Raw genomic sequence first — 19021 nt, 5'->3', positions numbered from 1 at the left:
ATAGACCACATGTCGAAGAAAAGCTCAGTCGAGAAGAATGAGGCTCGCAAGGCGCTGGTGAAGCGCTTCGCGGCCAAGCGGAAGGCGCTCCTCGAGATCGCCAACAACGAAGCCCTCGAGATGGAGGAGCGCTTCGAGGCGCGCCTCAAGCTCGCGGAACTGCCGCGCAACTCGTCGGCCACCCGCATCCGCAATCGCTGCGGCATGACCGGCCGCCCGCGCGCCTATTACCGCAAGATGGGCATCTCGCGCGTTGCGCTGCGCGAGCTTGGCAACCGGGGCCTGATCCCCGGCCTGGTCAAGTCGAGCTGGTAAGGAGGTCCCCATGGTCAACGATCCCGTGGGCGACATGCTCACCCGCATCCGCAACGGCCAGCTGCGCCGTCGCAACGTCGTCCAGACGCCCGGCTCGCGCCTGCGCGCCAGCGTCCTCGACGTCCTGAAGGCCGAGGGCTACATCCGCGATTACGCGGCGACGGACCTCGGCAACGGCCGCACCGAGTTCGCCATCGAGCTCAAGTACTACGACGGGCGCCCGGTGATCCGCGAGATCAAGCGCGTCTCGAAGCCCGGCCGCCGGGTCTACTCGTCCGTCGGCGAGCTGCCGCACGTGGCCGACGGCCTCGGCGTCACCATCGTCTCCACCCCGCAGGGCGTCATGGCCGATCACGAGGCGCGCGAGCGCAACGTCGGCGGTGAAGTGCTCTGCACCGTGTTCTGATCGGGACATAAGGAGGTTATCCCATGTCTCGCGTAGGCAAGAAGCCGGTCCCCGTGCCGGCGGGCGTTACCGCCACGGTCACCGGTCAGACGGTGAAGATGAAGGGTTCGAAGGGCGAACTGTCCTACGACGTCCCGTCGCTCGTCGCCGTGGCGATGAAGGACGGCGCCATCGAGGTGCAGCCCGTCAACCAGTCCAAGCCGGCGCGCTCCCTGTGGGGCACGTCGCGGGCGCAGATCGCCAACATCGCCGAGGGCGTGTCGAAGGGCTTCGAGAAGAAGCTCGAGATCACCGGCGTCGGCTATCGCGCCGCGATGGCCGGCAAGGCCCTCAAGCTGTCGCTCGGCTACAGCCACGACATCGAATACGCGATCCCCACGGGGATCACGATCGCTACCCCGAAGCCCACCGAGATCACGATCTCCGGGATCAACCGCCAGCAGGTCGGTCAGGTCGCCGCCGAGATCCGCGATTACCGCGGACCCGAGCCCTACAAGGGCAAGGGCGTGAAGTACGCGGGCGAGTTCATCTTCCGCAAGGAAGGCAAGAAGAAGTAAGGAGGGCATCATGTCTCGCAAGCTCGAAGCCCTCGATCGCCGCAAGGCGCGCGTCCGCCGCGCGCTGCGGGCCGCCGCCAACGGCCGCCCGCGGCTCTCGGTGTTCCGCTCGTCGAAGCAGATCTACGTCCAGGTCATCGACGACGTCGCCGGCAAGACGCTGGCCGCGGCCTCGTCGATCGACAAGGCCCTCAAGGGCGAACTCAAGACCGGCGCCGACGTCGCCGCCGCCAAGGCGGTTGGCAAGCTGGTCGCCGAGCGCGCCAAGGCCGCGGGCGTCACGAAGGTGATCTTCGACCGCTCCGGCTACATCTACCATGGCCGTGTCGCGGCCGTGGCCGAGGCCGCCCGCGAGGGTGGCCTGGAGTTCTGATCTTAGGGACCTCGCCGGCGGCGCATCCGCCGCCGGCGGCCCCGATCGGGATCGTTGAACGACGGCGGGCCGGACGTGCCGTGCATGTCCGGCATTCGAAGCAATCGAGCGAGCAGGCCCGCCGCCTGCGCCAGTGAGATGAACGGGTAAAGCAATGGCACGTGAACGGGAAGGCGGGGGCCGCGGCCGCCGCGATGATCGCGAGGAGCGCGACAGCGAGTTCGTGGACAAGCTCGTCCACATCAACCGCGTCGCCAAGGTGGTGAAGGGCGGCCGTCGCTTCGGCTTCGCGGCCCTCGTCGTCGTCGGCGACCAGAAGGGCCGCGTCGGCTTCGGCCACGGCAAGGCCCGTGAGGTGCCGGAGGCCATCCGCAAGGCGACCGAGGCCGCCAAGCGCGGCCTGATCCGCGTCTCGCTCCGCGAGGGCCGGACCCTGCACCACGACGTCAACGGCCGCCACGGCGCCGGCAAGGTGATCCTCCGCGCGGCTCCGCAGGGTACCGGCATCATCGCCGGCGGCCCGATGCGCGCCGTGTTCGAGACCCTCGGCATGCAGGACGTCGTCGCCAAGTCGCTGGGGTCCTCGAACCCCTACAACCTCGTGCGCGCCACCTTCGAGGCGCTCAAGAACGAGGACAGCCCGCGCTCCGTGGCGGCCCGCCGCGGCATCAAGGTGTCGACCCTCCAGTCGCGCCGCCGCGATGCCGATCCGGCCGACCAGTCCGAAGCCGCGGTCGCGTAAGGGGAGGGTCCGATGGCACAGAAGACTCTCCGCATCGAGCAGATCGGTTCGCCGATCCGCCGCGAGGCCAGCCAGCGCGCGACGCTGATCGGCCTGAAGCTCAACAAGCTCCACCGCGTGTCCGAGCTGGAGGATACCCCCTCCGTGCGCGGCATGATCCGCAAGGTTGCGCACCTCGTGCGCGTCCACGGCGACGTGGCGTGAGGAGGTCCCGATGAAGCTCAACCAGATCAGCGACAATCCCGGCGCCACCAAGGACCGGATGCGCGTCGGCCGGGGCATCGGCTCCGGCAAGGGCAAGACCGCGGGCCGCGGCGTGAAGGGTCAGAAGGCCCGGACCGGCGTGTCCATCAAGGGCTTCGAGGGCGGTCAGATGCCGCTGCATCGGCGCCTGCCGAAGCGCGGCTTCAACAACCTCTACGCCCAGGACCTGAACGAGGTGAACCTCGGCCGGATCCAGGAGGCTGTCGACGCGGGCAAGCTCGACAAGGCCGCCACCGTGACGGTGGAGAGCCTGGTCGCCGCCGGCCTCATCGCCCGTCCCCGCGACGGCGTGAAGCTGCTCGGCGTCGGCGAGCTCACCGCGAAGCTCAGCTTCGAGGTCACCCGCGCCTCCAAGTCCGCCGTCGAGGCGGTCGAGAAGGCCGGCGGCTCGGTCACCGTCGTCTACGCCCAGGGTGCTTCCACCCGCGGCGGCAGCGAGGCGGCGACGGCCTGACGGGAGCGACGCCGGGACCCGTTGCACGGTTTCCGCGCACCCTTTAAGCCGAACCTTCGAGCGGCGGCCCTGCGACCACGCGGGCCGCCGTTTTTCGTTTCATCCGGGCTCCACCGCCCGGCGACATGTCCAGGACGCGACGCTTATGGCCTCAGCCGCCGAGCAGCTTGCCGCCAACCTCAATTTCGGTGCGATCGCCAAGGCCGATGAGCTGAAGAAGCGCATCTGGTTCACGCTCGGCGCCCTCGTGGTGTTCCGGCTGGGCACGTACATCCCGATCCCCGGCATCGACCCGGAGCAGTTCGCCCGGAACTTCCAGCAGCAATCGGGCGGCGTGCTGGGCCTGTTCAACATGTTCTCGGGCGGCGCGGTCGAGCGCATGGCGATCTTCGCCCTGAACATCATGCCCTACATCTCGGCCTCGATCATCGTGCAGCTCCTGACCTCGGTGATCCCGAGCCTGGAGGCGCTGAAGAAGGAGGGTGAGTCCGGCCGCAAGGTCATCAACCAGTACACCCGCTACCTGACGGTGGTGCTGGCTTTGGTGCAGTCCTGGGGCATCGCCATCGGCCTGCAGGGCTCCTCGGCCGCGATCGATCCGGGGCCGTTCTTCCTGGCCTCGACGGTGATCACGCTCACCGGCGGCACCCTGTTCCTGATGTGGCTCGGCGAGCAGATCACCTCGCGCGGCATCGGCAACGGCTCGTCGCTGATCATCTTCGCGGGCATCGTCGCCCACCTGCCGGTGGCGATCGCGGGCGCACTGGAACTCGGACGCACCGGTGCCCTGTCCCCGGCGATCATCCTGGGCGTCGGCGTCGCCGCCGTGGCGCTCGTCTACTTCATCGTGTTCATGGAGCGCGCCCAGCGCCGCCTCCTGATCAACTACCCGAAGCGCCAGGTCGGCAACCGCATGTACGAGGGCCAGACCTCGTTCCTGCCGCTCAAGCTCAACACCTCGGGCGTGATCCCGCCGATCTTCGCCTCGTCGCTTCTGCTCCTGCCGGCGACCGCCGCGAGCTTCTCGGCCAATGGCGGCGCCACCGGCTGGCTCGGCACGGTGACGGCCTATCTCGGCCACGGCACCCCGCTGTTCATGGTGCTCTACGCGGCGCTGATCATCTTCTTCACGTTCTTCTACACCGCGGTGGTCTTCAACCCGCAGGAGACGGCCGACAACCTGAAGAAGCATGGCGGCTTCATCCCGGGCATCCGGCCGGGCGAGCGCACCGCGGCGTTCATCGACAAGGTGCTGACCCGCATCACGGTGATCGGCGCCCTGTACCTGACGCTGGTGTGCCTGTGCCCGGAGATCCTGTCGTCCTACGCGGCGGCGAGCCTCGGTTTCGGCGGCACGTCGCTGCTGATCGTGGTCTCGGTCACGATGGACACCGTGGCGCAGATCCACGGGCACCTGATGGCCCATCAGTACGAGGGCCTCGTGAAGAAGGCCAAGCTGCGTGGCGCCTCAACCACGCAACGCCGGCGCTGAGCCTGCTACAGAGGCGGGCCGTCACCAAGGACACGCCCGCCTCTGGCCCAAAGGTCTGGATGCCTGTCGGGCCCTGACCGGCTAGAAGACCCCGAACCCGGCGATGCCAGGGAGGCTTCGCCACCACGGCTTGTGCCCACAGAGAGAGTGGGCCGAACGAGGACAACGCCATGCGTATCATTCTGCTCGGGCCGCCCGGTGCGGGGAAGGGGACGCAATCCGAGCGGATCGTACAGCGCTTCGGCATCCCGCAGCTTTCCACCGGCGACATGCTTCGGGCGGCCGTAGCCGCCGGGACGCCGATCGGCCTCGAGGCCAAGGCCGTGATGGAATCCGGCGGTCTCGTCTCGGATCGGATCGTGGTCGGCATCGTCGCCGAGCGGATCGAGGAGGCGGATGCCCGCCGCGGCTTCATCCTGGACGGCTTCCCGCGCACGGTGGCGCAGGCCGAGGCCCTCGGCACGATGCTGGCCGGCAAGGGGATGGGCCTCTCCGCGGTGGTCGAGCTGAAGGTCGACGAGAACGCCCTGGTCGGCCGCATCGAGAAGCGGGCCGCCGAGACCTTGGCCCGCGGCCAGGCGGTGCGGAAGGACGACACCCCGGAGGTGTTCAAGCAGCGTCTCGAGGCCTATCGCGCCCAGACGGCCCCGCTGTCGGCCTATTACGCCAAGCAGGGCATGCTGGAGACCATCGACGGCATGCAGCCGATCGACAAGGTCACGGCCGACCTGATGGCGGTGCTGGAGCCGCACGAGGAGCGCGTCGCCTCCTGAGTCGATCGCCGCGCGCCGACCGCTCGGTGGCGCGCGGACGTGAACCCGAGGCGTGGTCAGTGGGTTGAGAGGCGCATCCCGGATCGGAATCGCCATGACCCTCCGCCTCTTCGCCACCGCGACGCTCCTCCTCGCGGTCGCACTCCCCCCTCTGCCGGCCTTCGCGCAGAGCCCCGCCCAATCCTTCGTGTACGGGCAGAAGCGCTTCCGCCATGCCTGCCGGCCGCCGCTCAAGTATGTGGCGGGGACCTGCGCCCGCCGCTGCCCCGCGGGCTATCAGGATATGGGCGGCTATTGCCGGCTGCGGAACCAGGGCTTCCGCTGAGACGCGGCTGCCGACTCGCAGCGCCCCGGACGATGCATCAGATCCGCCCTTCGCGACGCAGGCTTCCGAAGAAGTTGGCGATATCCATCTGAAGCGAGCGGTGGCCGAACAGGCGGAACGGGTAGCCTTCGTCGGTGCCGATGCGCAGCTCGATCATCGCCGTCATCGGGTTGTAGCGGAAGACCATGCGGCGCCCGGCGAAGGTCGCCCAGAGCAGGGGCGGCCCGTCATCCGCGCTCTGGAGCGCCACGGAGCCGGGCTCCGCTTCGGCGAGGATGCCGCCGATGACCGCGAGCGTCACCGGCAGGACCTCGTCCAGGGTTTCCTCGGCGGCCCGCAACACCGAATCGGCGAAGGCCCGGAGCGTTGCGCCGTCGCTGGTCAGAACCGCCATCTTGGCTCCTCGATCATCTCGACCCGGGTCCCGCACGCGGCGCATGACGGGACGCGGCCATGCCTGACGGTCGTTGACATCGGGCCGCCCGCGCGCTAGCAGGCCCTCCTTCGTCCAACCGAACGATGGTCCGAGGTGCCCTGTCCAGGGCCGCCCGCGGGCCGCGTCGTCGTTTCACGTGCGCATGGGCCGGCCTCCACCGGACGCGCGCGACACCTGCCCGGATCCCCGGGCCTGACATGGAGAGTGATCGTGGCCCGTATCGCAGGCGTCAACATCCCGACCAACAAGCGCGTCGTCATCGCGCTTCAGTACATCCACGGCATCGGCGCAAAGAAGGCCGAGGAGATCACCCAGAAGGTGAACATCCCCGCCGAACGTCGGGTCAACCAGCTGACCGACGCCGAGGTTCTCTCGATCCGCGAGACGATCGACCGCGACTACCTGGTCGAAGGCGATCTGCGCCGCGAAGTGTCGATGAACATCAAGCGCCTGATGGATCTCGGCGCCTATCGCGGCCTGCGTCACCGCAAGCAGCTGCCGGTCCGCGGCCAGCGCACCCACACCAACGCCCGCACCCGCAAGGGCAAGGCGAAGCCGATCGCCGGCAAGAAGAAGTAATCTTTTGGGATCGGGAGGTCGGGCTTCGCTCGGCCTCCATTCCGTCCCGCTGGGCGTCCCATGAGGCGCCCGGCCCTGGCTCGCCAGCCCTGCACGGGCCAAGCGGCCAAGTCCCAAGAAGAATCCCGAGCGCCTGGTGTTACGGGCGTGCCTGAAGGAAGAGTGAGAACAGATGGCTAAGGAACCGCAACGCGTCCGCCGCCGCGAGCGCAAGAACATCGTGTCGGGCGTCGCCCATGTGAACGCCTCGTTCAACAACACGATGATCACCATCACGGACGCGCAGGGCAACACGATCTCGTGGTCGTCCGCCGGCGCCATGGGCTTCAAGGGCTCGCGGAAGTCGACCCCGTACGCCGCCCAGGTTGCCGCCGAGGATGCCGGCCGCAAGGCCGCCGAGCACGGCATGCGCACCCTCGAGGTCGAGGTGTCGGGTCCCGGTTCGGGCCGCGAGTCGGCGCTGCGCGCCCTCCAGGCCGCGGGCTTCACGGTGACGTCGATCCGCGACGTCACCTCGATCCCGCACAACGGCTGCCGGCCGCGCAAGCGTCGTCGCGTCTGATCCGCGCCGGAGAAGCCTTTTGACGGAGAAGCTCATGACGGGATCGAAGCCGCTTCCGGGCGTGCTGCGTTGGAACCTCGGCGACCTCACGGTCACCGCGCTCAACGACGGCTGGTTTCAGGCCAGCCTCGATCTCGTCACGGGGATCTCCCAGGAGGAGGCCGGGCGGCTACAGGTGGCGGGCTTCCGCACCGAGCAGCCCAAGATCACGCTGAACGCCTTCCTGATCACCGGCGCCGGCCGCAAGCCGGTGCTGATCGATACGGGCTATGGCGATCTGGCTCCGGCCGAGACCCTTGGCCGGGCCGGCGCGGCGCTGGCGCTCACGGGCGTCAAGCCGGAGGAGATCGAAACCATTCTCGTCACCCACCTGCATCCCGACCATGTGGGCGGGCTCGTGAAGGACGGTGCGGCCCGATACCCGAACGCCGAGATCGTGGTTCACGCCGACGAGGCGGCCCATTGGCTGCCGGACGAGGCCCTGTCGCGGGCGCCGGATGCGGCCAAGCCGTATTTCGAGGGCGCCCGGAAGGCCGTGGCGCCCTATGCCAAGCGGATGCGGGAGCATCGGGGTGGCGAGGTTCTGCCCGGCATCACCGCGCTCCATCTGCCCGGCCATACGCCGGGCCATTGCGGTTTCCGCATCGTCTCCGGTGGACAGTCGCTGCTGATGTGGACGGATGTGGTGCACCTGCCGGCGATCCAGTTCAAGAACCCGCAGGCGGGTGTGGGCTTCGACGTCGACGGAGATCAGGCGCGGGAGACGCGCAAGAAGATCATGGACGCGGTGGCGAGCGAGCGGACCTTCATCGCCGGCTCGCATCTCGAATTCCCGGCGCTCGGCTACGTGGATCGGGACGGGGCGGGATACAGCTTCGTTCCGGCACTCTGGGTCGGCGGCGAGTAACGGCAAACACGGATTCAGGGACCGTTCGGGGCGCCAAGGGGCGGCGCCGAACGGCCGAAGCGCGGGAACGGGCGTCGCGGATCCCGGGCATGGACGAGAGGTAGGATCGTGGTCATTCAGAAGAATTGGCAGGAACTGATCAAGCCGAACAAGCTGCAGGTCACGACCGGCGACGACCCCAAGCGGGTCGCGACCGTCGTCGCCGAGCCGCTCGAGCGCGGCTTCGGCACAACGCTGGGCAACGCCCTGCGCCGGGTGCTCCTGTCGTCGCTCCAGGGCGCGGCCGTGACCTCGGTGCAGATCGACGGTGTGCTGCACGAGTTCTCGTCGATCCCCGGCGTGCGCGAGGACGTCACCGACATCGTCCTCAACATCAAGACCATCGCCATCCGCTCGCAGACGGACGCGCCCAAGCGCATGACCCTGCGCAAGACCGGCCCGGGCCTCGTCACGGCCGGCGACATCGGCACGGTCGGCGACATCCAGATCCTGAACCCCGACCTCGTGATCTGCACGCTGGACGACGGCGCCGAGATCCGGATGGAGTTCACGGTGGCCACCGGCAAGGGCTACGTCCCGGCCGAGCGCAACCGCCCCGAGGACGCCCCGATCGGCCTCATCCCGGTCGATTCGCTGTTCTCGCCGGTCACCAAGGTCAGCTACCGCGTCGAGACGACCCGCGAGGGCCAGGATCTCGACAAGGACAAGCTCACCATGACGGTGGAGACCAACGGCGCGGTCTCGCCGGAGGATGCGCTGGCCTATGCCGCCCGCATCATCCAGGACCAGCTGCAGGTCTTCGTGAACTTCGAGGATCCGCGCAAGGAAGAGGCCGCGCCGCTCGCGCCGCAGCTGCCCTTCAACCCGGCGCTGCTCAAGAAGGTCGACGAGCTGGAGCTGTCGGTCCGTTCGGCGAACTGCCTGAAGAACGACAACATCGTCTATATCGGCGACCTCATCCAGAAGTCCGAGGGCGAGATGCTGCGGACCCCGAACTTCGGCCGCAAGTCGCTCAACGAGATCAAGGAAGTGCTCGCCGGCATGGGCCTGCACCTCGGCATGGACATCCCCGGCTGGCCGCCGGAGAACATCGAGGACCTCGCCAAGCGCTTCGAGGAGCACTACTGAGAGGCGAAGCCGCCTCGGGCTGAACGGGGCGGCGCTGTACGGCGCCGTCGGTTTGGCCGGTCCAGACCCGGGACTTCGCCGAGCCGACGCGAGGTCCCGGAAGAATCCCGCCGCAGGGTCATGCGGAATCAACCGCCCCGATTTCGGGGCACCCGGCCGTACCGTGGCACGGCGGCCGAGACGAAAAGGAAGCCAGCACCATGCGTCACGGTTATCGCGGCCGCCGTTTCAACCGCACCGCCGAGCATCGCAAGGCGATGTTCGCCAACATGTCGGTCGCTCTGCTCAAGCACGAGCAGATCATCACGACCCTGCCGAAGGCCAAGGATCTGCGCCCGGTGGTGGAGAAGCTGATCACGCTCGGCCGCATCGACAGCGTTCACACCCGGCGTCTCGCCATGGCGCAGCTGCGCGATGCCGACATGGTCAAGAAGCTCTTCACCGTGCTCGGCCCGCGCTACAAGGGCCGTCCGGGCGGCTATTGCCGCATCATGAAGGCCGGCTTCCGCCAGGGTGACAACGCCCCGATGGCCGTGATCGAGTTCGTCGATCGCGACGTCGAGGCCCGCGGCAAGGATTCCGGTCCGAGCCAGGTCGCCGAGGCCGCCTGATACCTCGAAGGGCGTTCCGACGCTCCCGATGTCTGAGAAGCCGTCCCGGCTCATCCGGGGCGGCTTCTTGCGTTTCGCGTCCGCGTCCTTGCGAGCGGAGCGAAGCAATCCAAGGCAGCGCGCGGTCTCAGGCTGTCGCGTGTCCCTGGGTCGCTTCGCTCCGCTCGCGATGACGATGCGCAAGTCATAAAAAAACCCGCCGGCTCGCGCCGACGGGTCTGTAGCAGGGTCCACGTCTCGGATGGTCGCGGGAGCTCGCCCTGGCGGCCCGTATCGGACGGACCGGGAACTCGACCGCGCCGCGTTCCGAAAACCCCTATCCCTGCCGGAACTCGTCCGGTGGACCGTCCTGGTCCAGATCGTTGTCACGCCTGCGGCGCGGGAAGATGCCGTGATTGCTCATGGTCCACCTCCTCTTCGTAACCCGGAGCCATCGGGCTCCACGGAGAGAGAATGAGCCGGCAACCGGTTGGTTGCAAGCCCCCCTCAGACGGAGGTCCCGACCGCACCCTCCAGCAGCGTGGCGACTCGGGCCGCGAGATCGGCCGAGCGGAACGGCTTGGCGAGCACCGGCAGGTCATCGGGGATCTGCATCGCATCGGCGTGGCCCGTGAGGATCAGGACCGGCATGTGCGGATCCCGGTCGCGGATCTCGGCGGCCAGCTCGATGCCGCTCATGCCGGGCATGGCCAGATCGGCCACGACGATGTCGTAGCGGTCCCCCTGGAGAAGCCGGAGCGCAGCCTCGCCATCGCCGGCCTCCGTGGTGCTGTGGCCGAATCCGGTCAGGAAGGAGGCCGTCACGTGCCGCACCTGCGGGTCGTCGTCGACGATGAGGACGCGGGCGCGCCGGCCGGCGACCGGGGCGGCACCGGACGCCTCGGCGGCCTGCTCGGGGGCTTGGTCGGCGAAGGGCAGAGCCAGCTCGACACGGGTACCGCGCCCGACCACGCTGTCGATCACCAGCCGGCCCTTGGATTGCTGTGCGAGGCCGAACACCATGGCGAGCCCGAGCCCCGTCCCCTGGCCGACCGCCTTGGTTGTGAAGAACGGCTCGCAGACCCGGCGCAGGATCTCCTCCGGTATGCCGGTGCCCTCGTCGGTGACGCTGATGCCCAGATAGGTGCCGTCGGCGATCTCGGGATCGCCGCCGATGCTGAGTTGCCGGGTCGCCACCGTGATGGCGCCCCCGTCCGGCATGGCGTCCCGGGCGTTGATGCAGAGGTTGAGCACGGCGAGTTCGAGCTGGTCCGGATCGACCTGGACCGCCGCAAGACCCTCCTCGAGGTCGGTCCGGACCGTGACGAGGCCGCCGAGGCTGCGCCCGAACAGGTCGCTCATCCCGGTGATCAGGGTGTTCACGTCGACGGCCCGTGCCTGGAGGTCGTGGGCACGGCTGAAGCTGAGGAGGCGCTTCGTCAGGGACGCGCCGCGTTCGGCGGCTCCGCGGGCGTTCTCGATCAGCCGCTGGACCCGCGGTTGGTCGGCAACCTTCGGGGCGGCGAGTTCGAGGCTGCCGAGGATCGCGGTCAGGAGATTGTTGAAATCGTGCGCGATGCCCCCCGCGAGGGTGCCCAGCGCCTGCATCTTGTCCGACTGCCGCAGCCGGGCCTCCAGGGTCCGCTGCTCGGTCACGTCGCGCTCGATCATCGCGAGGTGGCTGATCGCGCCGCCGGCGTCGCGGATCGGCACGCGCGTCACGTGGCTCCACTGCTCGGCCCCCGTCGGGCCATCGCTGATGAGGCTCTCGGCCACCACCCCGGAGCGGATCGCCGCCTCGTCCGCCGCCGTCACCGGGGCCGCCTTCGGGCCGAGGAGCTCGCCCTCGCGCCGCCCGAGGCAGGCGGCGATGTCGTGGCCGAGGAGGGCGGCCTTGCGGGCGTTCAGCCGCACGAACCGGCCCTGGGCGTCCTTGAAGCTGATCGCGTCCTGGGCGTGGTCGAGGAGGCCGCGCAGGAGCGCCCGCTCGGTGGCGAGGTCCCGGCCGAGGCTATGGCGCTCGAAGGCCTGCCGGACGGTGGAGCGCAGCAGGCCGGCATCCCAGGGCTTGGTGACGTAACCGACGATGCCGCCGCGGTTGAGGGCAGCGATCACCGCGGTGATGTCGGCGTAGCCGGTCAGCAGGATCGCCTGCGCGTCGTGAAAGGTCCGGGCCTCGGCGAGGAGCGCGTCGCCGGTCAGGCCGGGCATGCGCTGGTCGGAGAGCACGACGGCGATGTCGGGCTCGGCGCGCAGGATCTCTAGCGCCTCCGCGGGGCGCGAGGTCGTCAGCACCCGGTAGGACTCCTCGAACAGGTCCTCCAGGGCGATCAGGATATCCGGCTCGTCGTCGACGGCCAGGATCGTCCCTACACCTGCCGTACCGTCACTCATGCACTGGCGCCTGCCGCGGGATCCCGATCACGAAGCAGGCTCCCCCACCCGGGGCCGTCTCCACGGTGAGCGAGCCGCTATGCGCTTGAACGACGCTGTATGCAATCGCAAGACCCAGACCGGTACCGGACCCCACCGGTTTCGTCGTGAAGAACGGCTCGAAGATCTTCTCCCGCAACGTATCCGGGATTCCGGGACCGGTATCGCTGATACGGATCTCGTCGAACTCTGGGCTCGACTGGGTCGTGATCCGGATCGTGCCGCCCTCCGGCATCGCGTCGGCGGCGTTGCCCAGGATGTTCATCACCACCTGATTGAGCAGCGCCGGGGTGCAGTGGATCTCGGCGCGCCCCGCGAAGCTGCGCTCCACGGCGATCCGGTCGCCGAGCTTGTGCTGGATCAGGGCCAGCACCGTCTCGATCGCCTCCGGGACGTTGACCAGGGCACGTTCGCCCTCGTCGAGGCGCGAGAACTTCCGCAGGTTCAGCACGAGATCCTGGATCCGGGTCAGCCCCATCCGCATCGAGCCGACCCGTTGCCGGGCCTTGTCGACGGCGCGGGCGGCCGCGTCCGGCGCGGCATCCGGCAATTCGCCGAGCAGGCGTTCGACCGTGCCCTGATGGGCCAGGATGAAGGCCAGCGGGTTGTTGATCTCGTGGGCGATGCCGGCCACCAGTTCGCCCAGCGAAGCCATCTTGGCGGCCTGGACGAGCTTGGACTGCGCCTCGGTGAGTTGGCGATTGGCGTCGGCGAGGTCGCGGTTGGCGCGCTCCAGGGCGTCGGCGAGGCCGGCCCGCGCCTCGGCCGCCTCGGCCTCGGCGCGGGCGCGCTCCACCGCCCGCTCGCGCTCGCCGAACTGGCCGGCGATGCGCCGGTCATCCTCCTCCAGCAGGCGCCGCCGCACGAAGCCGCGCACCCGCAGCGCCAGGACCTCGGCATCGGTCTTCGAGACCACGTCGTCGGCCCCGGCCGCGTAGGCTTCGACGAGGAAAGTCTTGGCCGGATCGCTGCCGGCGATCCCGACGAGGTGGAAGCCCGCACCCGCCGCCTGGCCGGAGCGCCGCTCGCTGATCACCTGGCACAGGGCGAGGCCGTCATAGGCGTGGCCCAGGAGATCGACCGTCACGCAGTCGAAGGCCTCGGCGCCGGCCGCCGCGTCCAGGGCGGCCAGCGCCGCGTCCGGCCCGTCGGCGCTGACCACGTGATGGCCGTCCTGGCCCATCAGGCCGGCGAGGAAGGTCCGGTACGTCGCGCTCCCGTCGATCACCAGGATCCGCCCGCGTCGGAACGCGGCCGCACCCGGGCCCTCGCCCTCGCTTGCGGGGCGACGCTCGCGCAGCAGGGCGCGGATCCGCAGGATCATCAGGTCGCGATCGGCGGATTTCGGCAGGTAGGCGTCGGCGCCGCTCTCGAGGCCCTGACGCTCGCCCCCGCTGCCGCCGGTCAGCATCAGGACGGGGAGGGCCCGGGTGCGCAGGGACAGGCGCATCTGCCGGATCAGCTCGTCGCCGTTCATGCCCGGCAGGTGATAGTCGGCCACCACGAGATCGGGCTGGCTGCGGTTGAGGTGGTCGAGGGCGGTCTCGGCGGAGGCGCAGCGCTCCACGGCGAATCCGTGCGCCTCCAGGAGCAGACGCAGCTCCAGGGCCTGCGTCTCCGAATCCTCGACGAGCAGGATCCGGGCCGGCACCTCAACCGTGCCGGCCTCGATCACGGCCGAGCCCCCCCGTCCACGAGGCGCAGGACGTGGTCGGCGATTCGGTCGAGGGGGAGAACGGCCCGGGCGGCCCCGAGCCGTACAGCCGCCGCCGGCATGCCGTAGACGACCGCGGTGCTCTCATGCTCGGCGACGGTCTGGGCGCCGGCCTTCTGCATGTCGGCGAGACCGATGGCTCCGTCCTCGCCCATGCCGGTGAGCAGCACGCCGATGCCGGAGGCTCCGGATTGCCGGGCCATGGACCGGAACAGCACGGTCGCGGCGGGGCGCTGGCCCGAGACCGGCGCGGAATCGATCACCCGCAGGATCCGGCCGGAGCCGATCTCCAGGTGGCGGTCGCCCGGGGCCACGTAGACGCGGCCGGCTTCGGCCCGCTCCCCGTCCCGGGCCAGCGCCACCGGCAGGGTCACGACGCTGTCGAGCCAGCTGGCGAACCCGTCCATGAAGGCCGCCCCCATGTGCTGGACCACCAGCACCGGCAGCGGGAAATCCTGGGGCAGGGCGCCGATCACCCGCGCCAGCGCCGGGGGGCCGCCCGTCGAGGCGGCGATGCCCAGGAGGCTCGGGGCCTGCCCGGTCAGCTCGGCCGGCGGCGCGTGGGGCGCGGCGACGGCACGGCCCGCCCATTCGGTGCCGATCGGGCGGCGGCGGATGACCGGAACCTGGGCCATGATCCGCAGCTGCGTGCAGATCTCGCCGGCCACGCCCTCATAGCCGGCATGGGTCGTGGCCACCGGCTTCTCGACCACCGACAGGGCCCCGGCCCGCAGCGCGTTCATGGAGATGCGCAGCGAGGAATCCTCGACCGAATCCGCCACGACGACGATCGGTGTCGGGTGCTCGGCCATGATCCGGCGGGTCGTCTCGAGGCCGTCGATGCCCGGAAGGCGGATATCCATCGAGATCACGTCCGGCCGCACGGTCCGGAGCTTGTCGAGGGCCTCCTCGCCGGACGCGACCGCGGCCACGAGTTCGAGGCGGGGATCGCGGGAGACGATGTGGCGCAGCAGCTCGCGCACCACGAGGCTGTCCTCCACGAGCATCACACGGACGGGGGTCATAGGAGCTGCCCGATCGTATCCAGCAACTGGCGCTGGTCGAACTTCTGCTTGGTGAGGTAGGCGTCGGCGCCGAGATCCAGGCCCCGGGCGACGTCGGCGGCATCCCCGCGGGAGGTCATCAGGATCGTCGGAAGCCGGGCGAAGCGCTCGTCGGCCCGGAGGGCCTTGAGCAGGCCGAACCCGTCGAGCCGTGGCATCTCCACGTCGGCGAGGACCAGGTCCACGGGCTCGATCTCGGCGCGCAGCCGTTCGAGGGCATCCTGCCCGTCGACGCAAACGACCACACGGTAGCCGGCGGCTTCCAAGATGCCCTTCTCCAAGGTCCGGGTGGTGATCGAATCGTCGACGACCAGAATCGTCGCGCGGGCGGAAGCGCGCGGCGACACGGGAGTCGTCGAACGTTGAGCCGGCCCCATCGTTCCGAGCGACCCGCCCGACGCCCCGGCCAGGGCGCGAACCGCGATCCCCTCGGGATCAAGGACCAGGACCGGCACGTCCCCGTGCAGGACCGCCGTGCCGGCGATCAGGCCCGGATCGGCCCCGAAGGCGGGCGCGGGCAGGACCAGGAACGGACGGACGTCGTGCAGACGATCGACCGAAAGGGCCAGACGGCCGCCGCGGGTCCGCAGCACCACGGCGGTCAGCATGCCGGGATCGGCGGGATCGGCCGACTGTCCGAGGATCGCGGCGAGGTCCGTGACCGGGTGGCTCGTCGCCGCATCCCCCTCACCGAGCCGCAGGATCGTCCGTCCCATCGCGACCGGGAGTTCGCCGCGCTTGAGGCGCAGGAGGTGCTCCACGGCGCCCCCCGGCAGCGCGTAGCTGCGCCCGGCCGCCTCGACCAGCAGCAGGCTGCGCCGGGCCGCCGAGAGCGGCAGGCTGAAGATCAGGGCGGTGCCGGCCGGATCGCGCGGCTCCAGGCGGACGCTGCCCATGAGCTGGCGGGCGGCGTCCGCGGCGACCGAGAGGCCGTAGCCGCGCCCCGACAGGGTATCGACCGCCTCGGCGGTGGAGAAGCCGGGCTCGAAGACGAGGCGCAGCAGGGTCTCCGGGTCGGCGGCGGCCGCGGGGCCGAGGAGGCCGCGGGCCCGGGCCGCCGCCTCGATCCGGGCGAGGTCCGGCCCGGGCCCATCGTCGAAGACGGTGACCTGCAGGCGGGAGCCCTGCACTGCGACCGCGAGCCCGAGGCCCAGGGCCTCCGGCTTGCCGGCCGCGCGCCGCACCTCCGGCGCCTCCCAGCCGTGGCTGAGGGCGTTGCGGAGGGCGTGGAGCAGCGGATCCTTCAGGGCCTGCAGCGTGCCGCGCTCCACCGGCAGGTCGAGGCCCCGCAGGTCGATATCGACCTCGCGGCCCTGCTCCCGGGCCGTCTCGCGCAGCGACCGGGCCAGCGGCGCCAGCACGGTTTCGGCCGGCACCAGGGCGAGGCGCTCGGCGGCGGCCCGGACGCGGGTCGCCGCCCCCTCGACCGCGCTGGTCGCGGAAGCTTGGCGCCGCGACAGATCCGCGGCCTCCCGGGCGAAGGCGTCGGCGCGGGCCGCGAAGGCGCGCCATTCGGGCCGCTCCGCGCCGGCCCCGGCGGCGAGGGTCTCCGCGCCGAGGCGCAGGTCGCGGGCGAGGCGGGCGAGGCGGGCGAGGCCGTCGGCTGCGGGCGCTTGGCCCGCCAGGGTGCTGGCCAGATCGTGGCTCGCCCGGGCCAGCGCCTCGACGGCGTCCGCCGGCACCCGCAGGATGGCGGCGGAGGCTTCGGCCGGCTCGGGGGCCGGCTTCGGCGCAGGCGCGGCCGGTGACGGGGTCGGTGACGGGGCCGATGGCGGGGCCGCCGGCATGTCGGGCGGGCTCGGGGCCGGAGCCGACGCCGGGCCGGGCGGCGGCGTTTCCCCGGGCAGATCGAGGAGGCGCCCGAGCGCCGCCAGGGCATCGGGCGGCATCTCCGGGCCGGCCCCGTCCGTGAGGCCGGCGACGTAGGACTCGATCCGGTCGAGGACGAGGTGGACGGCGTTGGCCGCCTCGCGGTCGAGGGCTGTGGCGCCGGTGCGCACGCCCTCGAACAGGGTCTCGAGGCGGTGGGCGACCGCCTCGACCGCGGGGAGGTCGACGGCGCGCGCCGCCCCCTTCAGGCTGTGGGCCCGGCGGAAGACGTCGTTCCAATCCGGCGTGGCGCTGCCGAGCGCCCCGCGGATCGCCGTGACGTGCTCCCGATGCTCCACATCGAAGGCGGCGAGCAGGAGCTTGCGGATGTCCTCGGCCAAGGGGCGCGCCGCCTCAGTTCCGGTAGCGTTCGGCGAGGGCCATGAGGGCCTGGGCGAGTTCGGTGAGGTTGGCGGAGGCGGCCTCGACCTGCCGGGTGCCGGCCGCGGTCTGCTGGCTGGCCTGGCGGATGTTCTGGAGCGCACCCATCACCTGCTCGATGCCGAGCTGCTGCTGGTTGGTCGAGGCGACGATCTGCTGGAAGGTCTGGACGTTCTCCTCCACCCGGGCGGTGATCTCCTCGATGGTCCGCTGCGTCGTGTCCGAGCGCGTCTTGCCGGCGGCGGCGCGCTTGACCGCCTCCTCGGTGAGCATCACCGAGGTGTTGATGCCCCGCTGGATCTCGCCCAGGATCCCCCGCACCTGGCCGGTGGCCGCCTTGGCCTGATCGGCCAGGAGCTTCATCTCGGAAGCGACCACCGCGAAGCTGCGCCCGCTCTCGCCGGCCGCCGCCGCCTCGATGGCGGCGTTGAGCGCCAGCAGGTGCGTGCGCTCCGAGATGTCGTTGACCGTCTCGATGATGTCGCCGATCGTCTGGGTCTTCTCCGACAGGCTGACGATGTTGCCGGCCACCGCCTCCGCCTGCTCGCGGATCGCCTCCATGGCCTTGGCGGTGTCGGACACGGCGCGCAGGCCCTGGCGGGAGGTCTGCGCGGTCGCCTGGGCGGTGGCGATCACCTCGGTGGCCCGCTTGCTGATCTGCGCGCCCGAATGGGTGATCTCGTCGACCGTGGCCGCCGTCTCCTGCACCGCCGCGAATTGCTGCTCCACCGAGGCCGCCTGCTCCTGCGCCGAGGCGCGGATCTCCGCCGCCGCCGCGTTCAGGTCCGCCGTCGCCGCCCGGTTGGTCCGCGCCAGATCCGACAGACCCGCAACCATCGTGTTGAGACGCGCGGAGAGCTGACCGATCTCGTCGCGGCCGCCCGCCGTCAGCTGGCCGGACAGGTCGCCCTCGCCGACGCGGGCGACGAAGGCCATGACCGACTCCAGGGGGCGCACCACCGCACGGCTGATCAGCCACGTGATCAGAAGCGCCAGCAGCACCGAGGCGCCCAGGGTCAGGTAGATCGAGAGGCGCGAGCGCTCGTAGACCGCCTGCGCGGCGCGCTGGCCCAGGGCCATGCTGCCGTCGAGTTGCGACCGGAGGTTCTTGATCCCGTCGAGGAAGGGCGCCTGCAGGCGGCTGATCTCCGCGTTGCGGGCCTCGACCGCCGCGACATCCTGCTGGGCGATGGCGGCGAACTGCGCTTCGCCCTGGGCCTTGACCTCGCGGAAGAAGCCCTGGACCGTGTTCGCCGCGGCGGCGATGCGGTCCCAGGCCGCGATGCGCTCGGCGGAAATGCCCTGCGCCCGGTACTCGCCGGCGAGCTGGATCGTCGTGGCGAGCCGGTTCTCCACCTGGGCCGCGGTCTGGCGCCAGGCCGTGAGGGTCTCGCCGGTCTGGGCCGGGCGGCCCTGAGCCTGCATCAGCATCCCGATCACGGCGGTGCGGCGCAGGAGACCGAGATCGCGCGCCTCGTTCCCGAGATCGTCGAGCTGGCGCAGGACCGTCATGTCCCGCCGGACGATCGCGTCGGTCGTGTCGCGCACCGCTCCGATCTGCTCAAGGGCGTAGAGCCCGAGCGCCACCACCACGGCGGTGATGGCGAAGAAGCCGAGAAGGATGCGTTTTCCGATCGAGAGCGACACGGGCGGGGAG

21 protein-coding genes are annotated in these 19021 nt (G+C 70.4%); 15 read left to right on the top strand and 6 right to left on the bottom strand.

Going from position 1 to position 19021, the window contains the following annotated elements:
- Positions 1 to 9: 9 nt before the first annotated feature.
- The 10 genes from rpsN to GGQ91_RS15690 all read left to right on the top strand — a co-directional run bounded on the left by rpsN (position 10) and on the right by GGQ91_RS15690 (position 5701).
- Positions 10 to 315 carry a 30S ribosomal protein S14 gene (rpsN, locus tag GGQ91_RS15735; RefSeq protein WP_043387382.1) on the top strand — a complete coding sequence of 102 codons (306 nt, stop codon included), beginning with the start codon at positions 10 to 12 and terminating at the stop codon, positions 313 to 315.
- Between the two features lie 10 nt (positions 316 to 325).
- The gene (rpsH, locus tag GGQ91_RS15730) at positions 326 to 721 is read left to right on the top strand and encodes a 30S ribosomal protein S8 (RefSeq protein WP_012319176.1); all 396 of its coding nucleotides are present in this window, start codon (positions 326 to 328) and stop codon (positions 719 to 721) included.
- A 23-nt stretch (positions 722 to 744) separates the two neighbouring features.
- Complete coding sequence (gene rplF / locus GGQ91_RS15725; RefSeq protein WP_043387380.1) at positions 745 to 1278, top strand: 50S ribosomal protein L6; 534 nt, start codon at positions 745 to 747, stop codon at positions 1276 to 1278.
- Between the two features lie 10 nt (positions 1279 to 1288).
- Positions 1289 to 1651 (top strand): 50S ribosomal protein L18, encoded by a 363-nt coding sequence (gene rplR / locus GGQ91_RS15720; RefSeq protein WP_010686176.1) that lies wholly within the window; start codon positions 1289 to 1291, stop codon positions 1649 to 1651.
- A gap of 154 nt (positions 1652 to 1805) precedes the next feature.
- Entirely contained in the window at positions 1806 to 2393 is a 588-nt protein-coding gene (gene rpsE / locus GGQ91_RS15715) for a 30S ribosomal protein S5 (RefSeq protein WP_043355033.1), read from the top strand.
- Between the two features lie 12 nt (positions 2394 to 2405).
- Entirely contained in the window at positions 2406 to 2597 is a 192-nt protein-coding gene (rpmD, locus tag GGQ91_RS15710) for a 50S ribosomal protein L30 (RefSeq protein WP_043355035.1), read from the top strand.
- Positions 2598 to 2607: 10 nt separating this feature from the next.
- The gene (rplO, locus tag GGQ91_RS15705; protein WP_043355037.1) at positions 2608 to 3111 is read left to right on the top strand and encodes a 50S ribosomal protein L15; all 504 of its coding nucleotides are present in this window, start codon (positions 2608 to 2610) and stop codon (positions 3109 to 3111) included.
- Positions 3112 to 3256: 145 nt separating this feature from the next.
- Positions 3257 to 4603 carry a preprotein translocase subunit SecY gene (secY, locus tag GGQ91_RS15700; RefSeq protein WP_043387379.1) on the top strand — a complete coding sequence of 449 codons (1347 nt, stop codon included), beginning with the start codon at positions 3257 to 3259 and terminating at the stop codon, positions 4601 to 4603.
- A 170-nt stretch (positions 4604 to 4773) separates the two neighbouring features.
- Positions 4774 to 5376 (top strand): adenylate kinase, encoded by a 603-nt coding sequence (locus GGQ91_RS15695; protein ID WP_043355040.1) that lies wholly within the window; start codon positions 4774 to 4776, stop codon positions 5374 to 5376.
- 94 nt (positions 5377 to 5470) lie between these two features.
- Positions 5471 to 5701 (top strand): hypothetical protein, encoded by a 231-nt coding sequence (locus GGQ91_RS15690; RefSeq protein ID WP_043757447.1) that lies wholly within the window; start codon positions 5471 to 5473, stop codon positions 5699 to 5701.
- A gap of 37 nt (positions 5702 to 5738) precedes the next feature.
- On the opposite strand, the gene GGQ91_RS15685 is transcribed toward GGQ91_RS15690, so the two are convergent.
- Positions 5739 to 6095 (bottom strand): hypothetical protein, encoded by a 357-nt coding sequence (locus GGQ91_RS15685; protein ID WP_043757444.1) that lies wholly within the window; start codon positions 6093 to 6095, stop codon positions 5739 to 5741.
- 252 nt (positions 6096 to 6347) lie between these two features.
- Between GGQ91_RS15685 and rpsM the strand changes: the two genes are divergently transcribed.
- The 5 genes from rpsM to rplQ all read left to right on the top strand — a co-directional run bounded on the left by rpsM (position 6348) and on the right by rplQ (position 9924).
- The gene (rpsM, locus tag GGQ91_RS15680; RefSeq protein ID WP_010686168.1) at positions 6348 to 6716 is read left to right on the top strand and encodes a 30S ribosomal protein S13; all 369 of its coding nucleotides are present in this window, start codon (positions 6348 to 6350) and stop codon (positions 6714 to 6716) included.
- 172 nt (positions 6717 to 6888) lie between these two features.
- Complete coding sequence (gene rpsK, locus GGQ91_RS15675) at positions 6889 to 7278, top strand: 30S ribosomal protein S11 (RefSeq protein WP_010686167.1); 390 nt, start codon at positions 6889 to 6891, stop codon at positions 7276 to 7278.
- 34 nt (positions 7279 to 7312) lie between these two features.
- A complete protein-coding gene (locus GGQ91_RS15670; protein WP_182592334.1) occupies positions 7313 to 8185 on the top strand; it encodes an MBL fold metallo-hydrolase in 873 nt (290 codons plus the stop codon).
- 108 nt (positions 8186 to 8293) lie between these two features.
- Positions 8294 to 9313 (top strand): DNA-directed RNA polymerase subunit alpha, encoded by a 1020-nt coding sequence (locus tag GGQ91_RS15665; RefSeq protein ID WP_010686165.1) that lies wholly within the window; start codon positions 8294 to 8296, stop codon positions 9311 to 9313.
- A 200-nt stretch (positions 9314 to 9513) separates the two neighbouring features.
- Positions 9514 to 9924, top strand: a complete 411-nt coding sequence (gene rplQ, locus GGQ91_RS15660) for a 50S ribosomal protein L17 (protein WP_043355049.1) — start codon at positions 9514 to 9516, stop codon at positions 9922 to 9924.
- Between the two features lie 486 nt (positions 9925 to 10410).
- Here rplQ and GGQ91_RS15655 read toward each other — a convergent pair whose 3' ends face one another.
- The 5 genes from GGQ91_RS15655 to GGQ91_RS15635 are packed head-to-tail and all read right to left on the bottom strand — an operon-like array spanning position 10411 to position 19011.
- A complete protein-coding gene (locus GGQ91_RS15655; protein ID WP_182592333.1) occupies positions 10411 to 12297 on the bottom strand; it encodes a response regulator in 1887 nt (628 codons plus the stop codon).
- Entirely contained in the window at positions 12290 to 14011 is a 1722-nt protein-coding gene (locus GGQ91_RS15650) for a response regulator (protein WP_043387375.1), read from the bottom strand. Before GGQ91_RS15650 ends, GGQ91_RS15655 begins: the two co-directional genes overlap by 8 nt.
- Positions 14008 to 15075, bottom strand: coding sequence for a chemotaxis-specific protein-glutamate methyltransferase CheB (cheB, locus tag GGQ91_RS15645; protein ID WP_043387373.1), 1068 nt, complete (start codon positions 15073 to 15075; stop codon positions 14008 to 14010). Before cheB ends, GGQ91_RS15650 begins: the two co-directional genes overlap by 4 nt.
- Entirely contained in the window at positions 15072 to 17324 is a 2253-nt protein-coding gene (locus tag GGQ91_RS15640; RefSeq protein WP_182592332.1) for a hybrid sensor histidine kinase/response regulator, read from the bottom strand. Before GGQ91_RS15640 ends, cheB begins: the two co-directional genes overlap by 4 nt.
- Positions 17325 to 17337: 13 nt before the next feature.
- Positions 17338 to 19011: a methyl-accepting chemotaxis protein gene (locus GGQ91_RS15635; protein WP_043757437.1), complete on the bottom strand. Its 1674-nt coding sequence runs from the start codon at positions 19009 to 19011 to the stop codon at positions 17338 to 17340.
- Positions 19012 to 19021: the final 10 nt, after the last annotated feature.

It is taken from the genome of Methylobacterium fujisawaense, assembly GCF_014138435.1.
In the GTDB taxonomy this organism is placed as follows: Bacteria; Pseudomonadota; Alphaproteobacteria; order Rhizobiales; family Beijerinckiaceae; genus Methylobacterium; species Methylobacterium fujisawaense.
Note: the sequence above shows the minus strand (reverse complement) of the source record. Positions and strands in the feature narration are given on the sequence as shown.

What these genes read in the sequence shown, in the direction of transcription:
- rplR (WP_010686176.1), top strand. Translation starts at nt 1,289, where the DNA reads ATGTCTCGCAAGCTCGAAGCCCTCGATCGCCGCAAGGCGCGCGTCCGC.
- rplO (WP_043355037.1), top strand. Translation starts at nt 2,608, where the DNA reads ATGAAGCTCAACCAGATCAGCGACAATCCCGGCGCCACCAAGGACCGG.
- cheB (WP_043387373.1), bottom strand. Translation starts at nt 15,075, where the DNA reads ATGACCCCCGTCCGTGTGATGCTCGTGGAGGACAGCCTCGTGGTGCGC.
- GGQ91_RS15655 (WP_182592333.1), bottom strand. Translation starts at nt 12,297, where the DNA reads ATGAGTGACGGTACGGCAGGTGTAGGGACGATCCTGGCCGTCGACGAC.
- GGQ91_RS15670 (WP_182592334.1), top strand. Translation starts at nt 7,313, where the DNA reads ATGACGGGATCGAAGCCGCTTCCGGGCGTGCTGCGTTGGAACCTCGGC.
- GGQ91_RS15690 (WP_043757447.1), top strand. Translation starts at nt 5,471, where the DNA reads ATGACCCTCCGCCTCTTCGCCACCGCGACGCTCCTCCTCGCGGTCGCA.
- rpmD (WP_043355035.1), top strand. Translation starts at nt 2,406, where the DNA reads ATGGCACAGAAGACTCTCCGCATCGAGCAGATCGGTTCGCCGATCCGC.
- rpsN (WP_043387382.1), top strand. Translation starts at nt 10, where the DNA reads ATGTCGAAGAAAAGCTCAGTCGAGAAGAATGAGGCTCGCAAGGCGCTG.
- rpsH (WP_012319176.1), top strand. Translation starts at nt 326, where the DNA reads ATGGTCAACGATCCCGTGGGCGACATGCTCACCCGCATCCGCAACGGC.
- GGQ91_RS15695 (WP_043355040.1), top strand. Translation starts at nt 4,774, where the DNA reads ATGCGTATCATTCTGCTCGGGCCGCCCGGTGCGGGGAAGGGGACGCAA.
- secY (WP_043387379.1), top strand. Translation starts at nt 3,257, where the DNA reads ATGGCCTCAGCCGCCGAGCAGCTTGCCGCCAACCTCAATTTCGGTGCG.
- rplF (WP_043387380.1), top strand. Translation starts at nt 745, where the DNA reads ATGTCTCGCGTAGGCAAGAAGCCGGTCCCCGTGCCGGCGGGCGTTACC.
- rplQ (WP_043355049.1), top strand. Translation starts at nt 9,514, where the DNA reads ATGCGTCACGGTTATCGCGGCCGCCGTTTCAACCGCACCGCCGAGCAT.
- rpsK (WP_010686167.1), top strand. Translation starts at nt 6,889, where the DNA reads ATGGCTAAGGAACCGCAACGCGTCCGCCGCCGCGAGCGCAAGAACATC.
- rpsE (WP_043355033.1), top strand. Translation starts at nt 1,806, where the DNA reads ATGGCACGTGAACGGGAAGGCGGGGGCCGCGGCCGCCGCGATGATCGC.
- GGQ91_RS15685 (WP_043757444.1), bottom strand. Translation starts at nt 6,095, where the DNA reads ATGGCGGTTCTGACCAGCGACGGCGCAACGCTCCGGGCCTTCGCCGAT.